This is a genomic window from Nocardia citri, assembly GCF_054065835.1.
Genome location: NZ_JBSUQM010000004.1, coordinates 209488 through 218180, shown reverse-complemented (window position 1 = coordinate 218180; position 8693 = coordinate 209488). Strand labels below are relative to the sequence as shown.

The window sequence follows — 8693 nt, the reverse complement described above, 5'->3', positions numbered from 1 at the left end:
GCGTGTCAACTCGGCGAGGTGGTGGGCGCGCCGGATCCATCGGTTCGGCCGTCCGCTTGCGGGCCGGGCGTGGTGATGCCCATGATCGCGCCGACCGCCGCCCCGAGCGCTCCGCCTAGTATGGCGGCGGGTACGGCGACGACGGCGACGCCGACGGCCGCACCGAGGAGCGGGCCGGCAACCAAGCCGGTCGGCAGGAATGGGATACCGGCGACGAATCCGGCGGCGGCACCCACCAGCCCGATGGTTATCGCGACCGGCGCGGACGCGCCCGCGGCGACGCCGGCACCGATTGCCGCACCGAGGCCCGCGTCGACAGCGGTGGCGGTGCATCTGCCGGGATCTACGGGGATGTGCGCACAGAACGCCTGGATCGGCTCCTGATCCACGGCCGGCGGTGCTTGCGGAGCGTCCACCGCCTGGGCTCGGCTCCAACTGTCGGCGGCGAACGGATTCCCTCGGCCGACAGCTCGATCGCCGCGCTGTGTGCCGAAAGGTACTGCGATGCCGACCGGCGACCGACCCGATAGCGGCTTCTGCGGTAGCCAGCCCGCTGTCAGCGGCGGTGTGGCAGGTATCCGCGCGGTCTCGTCCGGGTATGCGGTGGCTACTCCGGTTCCAAGGACAACCGCAAATGGCAACATGCTCGCAATCAATATCGGACGTGATCGCCGCCAACGACGGACTTCCGGCATTCCGCACCTCCTAGACGTCTGTCTCTCAGAGTTTGTCGACTTCGAGTGTGTGTTTCGTGTTGCGGCGCAGTCAGCTTAAGCGGCGCGCACGGCCGAATCGGTGCAAATTGTTGAACACTCCGGCAAATTCATGGCTGCGCGCGGCCGGTGTGCGACACGCCCGGCTAACTGGAGGCTTTGGGCCGATATCAAGCTACGCTTGCCAGTCATTAGCCAAGTGGGCCTGTGTAAGCGATTTCGCCGCCGTTGGTGTACATCCGATTCGGAAACGGGATCAGGTATGCGACCTCCATCCGTTGTTATCGCGACCGGTGTGGTCGCGGCCGCCCTGGCTGTTGTGGTTCTGCGGCCAGGTGGCACCGAGCCGAGCCATGCCCAACCGCCGCCCGGTGCAGACGTGTCCGGAGCCGGGATTCATCTGATGGCATCGGTAGAAAACGTCAGGGTGGACCCAGCCGGCGACCGAACTCCGAACTACCTCATGACATTCGCGCATGCCGCGCAGTTGTCCGGCGACTACTCGCTGAATGTGGAGGGCGATGGGGTGACGTCCGGTCAGGCCGTCGCAGGGTTTATCCTCGGCTGCGCGGTCAGTGTGGCCGGCGGCGTCACGGTCGGAATCGAACCGAATCAGGGGGTGGTGGGCAACATTACCCCCACTTTCAGCAATTCGAATATTGCCGCCAGCCTGCCGAATGTGACGCCCACACCGGTGCCCACGACATCGAGTGTGACGGTCACGGTGCCCACGACATCGAATGTGACGGTCCCGGTGCCCACGACATCGAATGTGACGGTCCCGGTGCCCACGACATCGAATGTGACGGTCCCGGTGCCCACGACATCGAATGTGACGGTCCCGGTGCCCACGACACCGAGTGTGACGGTCACGGTGCCTACAACACCGAGTGTGACACTCCCGCCGGTGCCCACAACATCGAGCGTCGCCACCACCTCGCCGAGTATCGAGACCACCTCGCCGAGTATCGAGACCACATCCCCGACGAGTACCTCGGCCAGCCCGCCCAGCTTCAGCCTCGGACCGTCTGTCGGCGGGCTCTTGGGCGTGACAGAGGTCCTGGAAGCCACCTTGGCACCCGGCCAGATCACCACCGTCACGACGGTGACGTCCAATCTGGACGAAAAGACCGCGTTCCCTTACCACTTCATTTTCAACAACGCCGCGTTGAACATCGGCCAGTGTGCGTCACCGGTGTCGGCCGTCCCGTTCATCACCGCCTCGGTCGGTACCCCGGTGGGAACTGTGCAGACCACCGCCTACGGCCGCCAGTTCACCTTCTGATTCCAGGACACGAAGGCTCGAGGACGCGCTAGAGGAATTCGAGCTGGTCGGGCCAATACCTGCTGTTGCGATGGGCCCTGGTAAACGTCGAGCGGGGCGGCCGTAGCGCGGGACGCCCCTCGCAATTGCGGACTATCGTCGGAGTATGGGTGTTATCGGTGAACTGTTTCCGGGACAGAAGCTGGCCGATGAGGGCAGTGCGGACAGCGACGGTCAGATGCACCGACCGCGCGTCGAGATCGACCTCGACGCGGGTGTGGTGCGCCTCGGTCCAACCGCGAAACAGACTGCGGATGAATCCGAATAGGACTGTGCCGCAATTAATTCCGCGCAGGTAGCTCGCATCCGTCGGGACCGCAGAGGTCGGCCCCGCCGACGGTCTGGATGACCGGTTCCCGATCAGCCCACGCCCGGTCCAGCGCCTGGGCGAAGACCTCGGATGGTTGTGCCCCGGAGACGCCGTATTTGCGATCGAAGACGAAGAACGGTACGCCGCGGGCGCCGAGTTGGGCCGCTTCCTGCTCGTCGGCGCGTACGGCATCGGCGTAGGCATCCGGGTCGTCGAGGACGGTGCGTGCCGCTGCTTCGTCGAGTCCGGCGGTGACGGCGAGTCGTATCAGGCGCTCGTTATCGGCGAACAGGGATTGTTCTTCGGCGAAATTCGCGTGGTAGAGGGCGTCGAGCAGGGCGTCCTGTTTGCCTTCGGCGAGGGCGAAGTGCAGCAGGCGGTGCATATCGAAGGAGTTGCCGTAGTCGCGACCCTCGGTCAGATACGGCAGGCCGATCGCGGCGGCTTGTGCGCCGATGCCGCGTTCATTGGCGGCGACCTGCGCCTCGGTGATGCCGTATTTGTGCGCGATCTTGGTGATCACCGGGCCGGATTCGTCGGCGGGCACGGTGGGATCCAATTCGAACGAGCGGTGCACCACCTCGACGTCGGCACGGTGCGGGAAGCCGGTCAATGCCTGTTCGAACCGCTTTTTGCCCAAGTAGCAGAAGGGGCAATTGATATCGGTCCAGATCTCGACCCGCACTGTCGACCTCACTCTCGTTGGAACTCCCGAGTTCACAACACCTCGGTTACCGGATGTGTTCCCCGGTGACCGTGCCTGCGAACGAGCCGCCGCGGGCGACGGTGAGCGTGAAACAGGGGCCGGCGAGCGGTACTCGCCGGCCCCTGTTTCGGCGCGACGTCAGGTGGCGCCGACCCCGCCGCGGCGCCAACTGCCGTTACGCGGCCGGTGTGGTCGGTACCGCGATGCGGCAGTCGGCGTCGTTGCGGCGTCGGTCGCGTTCGACGATGCGAGCGTGCAGCAGCACGACCGCCTGGGACAATTCGAGGCCGAGGTCGGCGGCCCGGATGGCGGCGATTTCCATGGCGAGCACGTAATCCGCGGGATCCGGATCGCTGAGGGTTTCGTCGAGGATCATGCCGGTTACGGCCTGCTCCCGGGTCAGCAGTCGGCCGGGCAGCCAGCTCAGTACCCAGCCGCTGCCCGTGTCGTGGGCGGTTTCGGGGGTGGTGTCGCTGGTGATCAACCAGTCGGTTAGCCGCAGTGTCATGACCCCTCCCGTGGTCGATCGAAACCATCTGTCCCGGAATCGGTCTCCGGATCAGATATGACGCTGAAAGCAATGCTATGGATCGCTACTTCTGGATGTCAACTAAGCATAAAAGCTATCCTATGATATTTTTCAATCAAAATTGCTTAGATTAAAGCATATTGATTGCAATATATCTGAAATATGTTCCAATAGAGCAGCTTTGAGTGAGGCGATGTGCGAAACGGGGCGTAGGTATCGGAGCGGCCTCGCGCAATATCCGCCCGTCCGAACGGTTTCCAGCGATCGACCAGAAAACTTTCGCCGCTGCTACCGATGGCTCGCGGCGTAACGTAGCTATGATGACGTCGGATGACACATCGTGAGCATTGAAGAAACCGACCGCAGGGATCAGGAGGCGTGGCATGGCTGGCTCAGGGCCGGACGGTGAGCAGGTCGGGGATCTGGTCCGTCGGCTCCGCACCGAACGCGGGTTCACCCAGGCCGCACTCGCGACCAAGGCAGGTTGTTCGCGCAGCCTGATCCAGCAGATCGAGAATGGGTCTCGAGTGCCGCCGCTACCGCTGCGCGAACGTCTGAGCCTGGCACTCGGCCAGGAACTGCCCGCCACCGACGGTATCGCCGACGATCTCGCCGGCGGCGCGTACCACGATCTGCGGATGCGCTTCAATGTCCTGCTCGGCAAGGACCCTGAACTCGTCGAGCGGGCGCTCGGCATCGCGGGCAGTCTGATCGATGCGACCTTCGCACGGGAGGAGATCGAACCGCTGCGCATGATCGCGGATCGACAGCTGGAGCGGGCCGAGGAGATTTTGGCGCAGATCCCTTCGCGCAGTGCGACCGTCTGGGAATGGAATACCGTCAGCGACTGGTTGATGATCCTCGAGCAGGCGAAGTCGTCTGTCCGCGCAATCCACACCGCCGACCTGGGCACCATCGGCGGCGATGTCGGCGACGACTATCACGCCGCGATCCTGCGCCTGGCCGATAAGACCCATCCGCCCCGAATCGATGTGCGGCGCATGTATGTCCTCGACACGATCGAGGATGTCTGGCCCTATGACGACAAATTGTGGAAACAGGCGCGTGCCGGTGTGGAGAGCGTGCTGGTCAAGCGCGAGCACGCGCGCAATGCGCAGAGCATGTTGATCGTCGACGAAAAGTACGTCGCGGTAGGTGAATACGACTATTCCCGGCAGGCTCGCGTCGCGACCCGGTTCTCGGCGTTGAAGCACGATGTCGGATTCGCAGTGCGCCGGTTCGAGCGCCTGTACGAGCTCAAGGTCGCCGGTTCGGGCATTGTCGTCAGCGATATCGTCGCGTCACCGGAACTGGCGGGTTACGAGCGCCTCACCGAGGGCGATTGCCGTGATCTGTTCCGTGCGGCGCTGGAACAGAGTTGGCGCGAGATGACCGCGCCGGGAGAGCCGCCCGTCGAAAGTGAGGTGTCGTGACTCGGCAAGCTGATACCGATCGGCTGCCTTGGCGGACACCGGCACCCAGCCTTGCCGCGCGCACCAATCGCTCCGAGGAGCGCAAGCGGGAAGTGCGTCGACATCTGGGTGTCCGGCCGCAGTTCGCGGGAACGGGAAATCGGACATATTCGGATGTGCTGGACGCCTACCACGGCGAGACGGGGCTGCCACTGGCCGAAAGTGCCCGCGCCGCACTGGATCTGGCTTGGCGTGAGCTGTTGCACACCCAACCGCCGGACGAATATGCCGACGGTACGCTCTATCACAAACGACAGCCGCTGGTCTTGCGAGAGTTGGCAGCGCACAGGCTGTTCGGGCGCTTGACGGAGCCGGACGACGCGGTGCCGGGCGTTCGGGTGTCGCCGGAGGAGGTCATCGTCTGCCCGTACTCGAGCACCATGCTGCTCGAAGAGGCGGTCGCGACGCTCGCCCGCCCCGGCGGTGTGATCGTGTATCCGGAAGGCCTGTACAAGAGTTCGGGCATTCATGTGGAGAAGTACGGTCTGCGGATGCAGGCGTGTCCGGTCGCGCCGGACGACTCCTTCAAGATCGATCCGGATTTGCTGGCTTCCTGCCTGGACTACTTCGCCGAACGTGGCGAACTGTGCGGGGTGCTGCTCACATTGCCCGGAAATCCGGTATTCACCGATTATTCGGCCGTGGATTTGCTGGCGATCGGCGAGGTGCTCGCGGCGCGGCGGGTGCCGGTCATCTGCGATATGGCCTTCGATTGCCTGGTGGCGCAGCATATTCCGATCGCCGCATTAGAGGTCGCGACCGACACCGGTGTGTGTCGACTCTACGACCAGGTGCTGACCATTACCGGAAACTCGAAGGGCTACAACGCCTTCGGGCCGTGCAAGCTGGGCGCCGCCTGCTCGGGTGACGCCGAATGGCTCGCCAGGATTCGCGAGCGGCTGACCATTTCGTTCCAGCGCGAGTCGACGCATCTGGCGCGGGCGATCGTCGAACACACACCGGAGGATTACTTCGCGAACAACCGCGTACGGATGCTCGCCCAGCTGGAACGCGCGCACGGCCATATCGATGCGATCAATGCGCGCCTCGGTGCGAAAGTAATTCGGCCGTTGGGTAGTCGCCAGGGCATGTTCCTCAGCGTGGTATTCGACCACGCGGTCCTCGACCAGGCGGGCGTGGGAACCAGTGCGGAGATCGAGGATCTGCTGCTCGCCGGTGCCGGGATCGATAGTGTCGCGCTGGATCGGACCGGGTCCGAGCGCCTCGGCGTTCGTTTCAATGTGCTCGCCGCGCGCAAGGCACCGGGGCAGGAGTCGGCGGATCTGGTCGACGAATTATTCGACCGGCTCGAGCGGTTGCTCGAGGAGATCCGGGGTGGGCTGACCTATCCCAAGGTGCTTGCCGAATGTGGCTTGCCGGTGATCGAAGGCGCTGCCGTGCGATGATTATCGGAGTTCTTCGCGAGACGGCCACTGCGGAGCGGCGCGTCGCGCTGATTCCAGACGATGTGCGCGGGCTCGCGGGCGGGCGGGTCATCGTCGAGCACGATGCGGGCAGGTCCGTAGGGTTCGAGGATGCCGACTACGTGGCAGCCGGGGCGCGGGTGGGTGAGCGTGCCGAGATTTTCGCGGGCGCCGATGTCGTGGTGTGGGTTAAACCTCCGGTGTACCGATTGGATTCGGTGCGGCCCGGTATGACCCTTATCGGATTCCAGGATCCGATGCATCGTCACGATGTTATTACTGGACTACGTGCGCGAGGTATCGAATCCGTCGGCTATGAAACCATTCCACATTCGCGCCCCGATATCGACGCGCTCTCCGCGATGAGCCGAATAGCGGGTGCGGTCGCCTACGAGCAGGGACGAGAGCTTTTATCGATCAATGGCCCCGTGCGTGCGCTGATCCTCGGTTGCGGACAGGCCGGACTCTCCGCTGTCACTGCCGCGGCCGTCCATGGTGACGAGCCGACCGCGATGGGCAATCGTCCGGAACAGGAATCCACGGCAGTCCTGCACGGTGCCAAGACATTCCTGCCGAATCCGGATGCGCTTGTTGGGCACTTGGCTGCGGAATCGCCGGCCCTGCTCATCTGCGCCGCCGTGCACCGCGGCGCCCCTGGCCCGCTGCTGCTGGACGCCACCGCACTCGACGCACTCCGCCCCGGCGCGGTGATCGTCGATCTCGTCGCCAAATCGGGCGGCAATTGTGTTGCCACTGTCCCGGATCGCACCGTGACCCTGCCGAACGGCGTAATCGTCACGCATCGCTCGAACTACCCGACCCTGCGTCCGGTGGAAGCCAGCCACGCCTACAGCGCGGCCACCGCAGCCCTGCTGAAGAGTCGTTTCGCGACTGCTTTCAGCGCGCAACCGTGACCGGATCGATGCAGCTGGCTGCCGCGTCGACCAGTGAGCAGGGCTGAGGTGCCCGGGTGGGGCGGTAGTCGCCGGGGACACCATTGTCGTGGGTGAGCGCCGTATAGGCGGGTACCGCGTCGGTGGCCTTGCGGGTGAGCGTGGGATCGGTGAGCACATCGACGGTATAGAGGCCGAAACGCGGTGTGTAGCTGCCCCATTCGTAGTTGTCGGTCAGGCTCCAGTAGTTGTAGCCGATGACGTTCATACCATCGGCCTTGGCGCGCTGGACCCAGTAGATGGTGTCGCGTAGATCGTCGGCACGGGTGTAGCCGTCGGCGCGTGAATTACCGTTTTCGGTGGGCATGCCGTTCTCCACGACATAGAGCGGCTTGCCGGGGAACTGGCGCGAATAGTGTCGCAACGCATAGTAGATGCCCTCGGGCTGCAGCGGGTTGTTCCAGAGCGCGGTCAGGTTCGCCACCTGCACGGTTGCGGTGTCGGGGGTCAGGCCGTAGTAGTAGTCGATGCCGATGTAGTCGAGCTTGGCGGCGACCTCATCGATGAACGGCTTGTCGACCGCATCCTCGGCCGCCGGGATGTAAGCCACGTTGCTGGTGACCATGGCACCGGGCTGCACGTGGTGGATGTGGTCGTAGATAATGTTGTGCGCCTGGGCGACCCGGTCCAGCATGGTGGACAGGTCGGTGATCTGCAGTCCGCCGTGGCGCAGTTCGTTGAGGCCGTAAAAGGTGGGTTCGTTGAAGGTGACCCACAGTGGGTTGTGCGCGGCGTAGCGGTCCACGACCGTGCGGGCATTGGCGAGCCAGTCCGCCACCATATCCGGGTTGCGCCAGCCACCCCGATCGACCTCCCAGCCCGGGAACACCCAGTGATCGAGGGTGATCATCGGCCGCATACCGGCCGCCTCGATCTTCCCGAGCACATTGTCGTAGAAGCGAAATCCCTCGTCCGACCACATGCCTGGCCGCGGCTGCACGCGCGCCCATTCGATGCTGATCCGATATATCTTCACTCCCAAGCCCGCGGCCAGATCGATATCGGAGGCAGAGCGGCTGTAGAAGTCGACCGAATCCCGGTACGGGTCATCGGTTTCGCCGGCCGCGACATAGCGGCTCCAATTGCTGTCCGGCGCATGGCCTTCGGACTGGAAGCCCGAGGCCGCGACACCCCAGAGGAAATCCGGGCCGAGCGGCGCGACCTGCGCGGGCGGCTCGGGCTGTGCGAAGGCGGGTGAACTCGGCAGGAGTGCGGCGGCCAAGGCGGCCACCCAGAGGGCACGGACTCGCATCGGATGGCGC

Annotated in this window: 9 protein-coding genes; 5 read left to right on the top strand and 4 right to left on the bottom strand. The window is 64.4% G+C overall.

Annotation, left to right across the window (positions count from 1 at the left end; genetic code table 11):
- Positions 1-5 precede the first annotated feature (5 nt).
- Entirely contained in the window at positions 6-644 is a 639-nt protein-coding gene (locus ACW2Q0_RS09010; protein ID WP_457188119.1) for a hypothetical protein, read from the bottom strand.
- A 331-nt stretch (positions 645-975) separates the two neighbouring features.
- Between ACW2Q0_RS09010 and ACW2Q0_RS09005 the strand changes: the two genes are divergently transcribed.
- On the top strand, positions 976-1998 hold the full coding sequence (locus ACW2Q0_RS09005) for an MspA family porin (protein WP_457188117.1): 1023 nt from the start codon (positions 976-978) through the stop codon (positions 1996-1998).
- A gap of 145 nt (positions 1999-2143) precedes the next feature.
- Positions 2144-2305: a hypothetical protein gene (locus ACW2Q0_RS09000; RefSeq protein ID WP_457188115.1), complete on the top strand. Its 162-nt coding sequence runs from the start codon at positions 2144-2146 to the stop codon at positions 2303-2305.
- A gap of 13 nt (positions 2306-2318) precedes the next feature.
- On the opposite strand, the gene ACW2Q0_RS08995 is transcribed toward ACW2Q0_RS09000, so the two are convergent.
- Together ACW2Q0_RS08995 and ACW2Q0_RS08990 are read right to left on the bottom strand one after the other, a co-directional pair.
- Positions 2319-3032, bottom strand: coding sequence for a DsbA family oxidoreductase (locus tag ACW2Q0_RS08995; protein WP_457188113.1), 714 nt, complete (start codon positions 3030-3032; stop codon positions 2319-2321).
- A 196-nt stretch (positions 3033-3228) separates the two neighbouring features.
- Positions 3229-3561: a hypothetical protein gene (locus tag ACW2Q0_RS08990; RefSeq protein ID WP_457188112.1), complete on the bottom strand. Its 333-nt coding sequence runs from the start codon at positions 3559-3561 to the stop codon at positions 3229-3231.
- A gap of 404 nt (positions 3562-3965) precedes the next feature.
- Between ACW2Q0_RS08990 and ACW2Q0_RS08985 the strand changes: the two genes are divergently transcribed.
- Genes ACW2Q0_RS08985 through ACW2Q0_RS08975 form a run of 3 tightly spaced genes read left to right on the top strand, consistent with a single transcriptional unit; the run spans position 3966 to position 7392 of the window.
- Positions 3966-5015: a helix-turn-helix domain-containing protein gene (locus tag ACW2Q0_RS08985; RefSeq protein WP_457188110.1), complete on the top strand. Its 1050-nt coding sequence runs from the start codon at positions 3966-3968 to the stop codon at positions 5013-5015.
- On the top strand, positions 5012-6460 hold the full coding sequence (locus tag ACW2Q0_RS08980; protein ID WP_457188108.1) for an aminotransferase class I/II-fold pyridoxal phosphate-dependent enzyme: 1449 nt from the start codon (positions 5012-5014) through the stop codon (positions 6458-6460). Before ACW2Q0_RS08985 ends, ACW2Q0_RS08980 begins: the two co-directional genes overlap by 4 nt.
- Positions 6457-7392 carry a hypothetical protein gene (locus tag ACW2Q0_RS08975; RefSeq protein ID WP_457188106.1) on the top strand — a complete coding sequence of 312 codons (936 nt, stop codon included), beginning with the start codon at positions 6457-6459 and terminating at the stop codon, positions 7390-7392. The genes ACW2Q0_RS08980 and ACW2Q0_RS08975 overlap by 4 nt, the downstream gene beginning before the upstream one ends.
- Here the strand turns inward: ACW2Q0_RS08975 and ACW2Q0_RS08970 are convergent.
- On the bottom strand, positions 7376-8683 hold the full coding sequence (locus ACW2Q0_RS08970; protein WP_457188104.1) for a family 1 glycosylhydrolase: 1308 nt from the start codon (positions 8681-8683) through the stop codon (positions 7376-7378). The two genes, ACW2Q0_RS08975 and ACW2Q0_RS08970, sit on opposite strands and share 17 nt — an antisense overlap.
- Between the last annotated feature and the right edge of the window lie 10 nt (positions 8684-8693).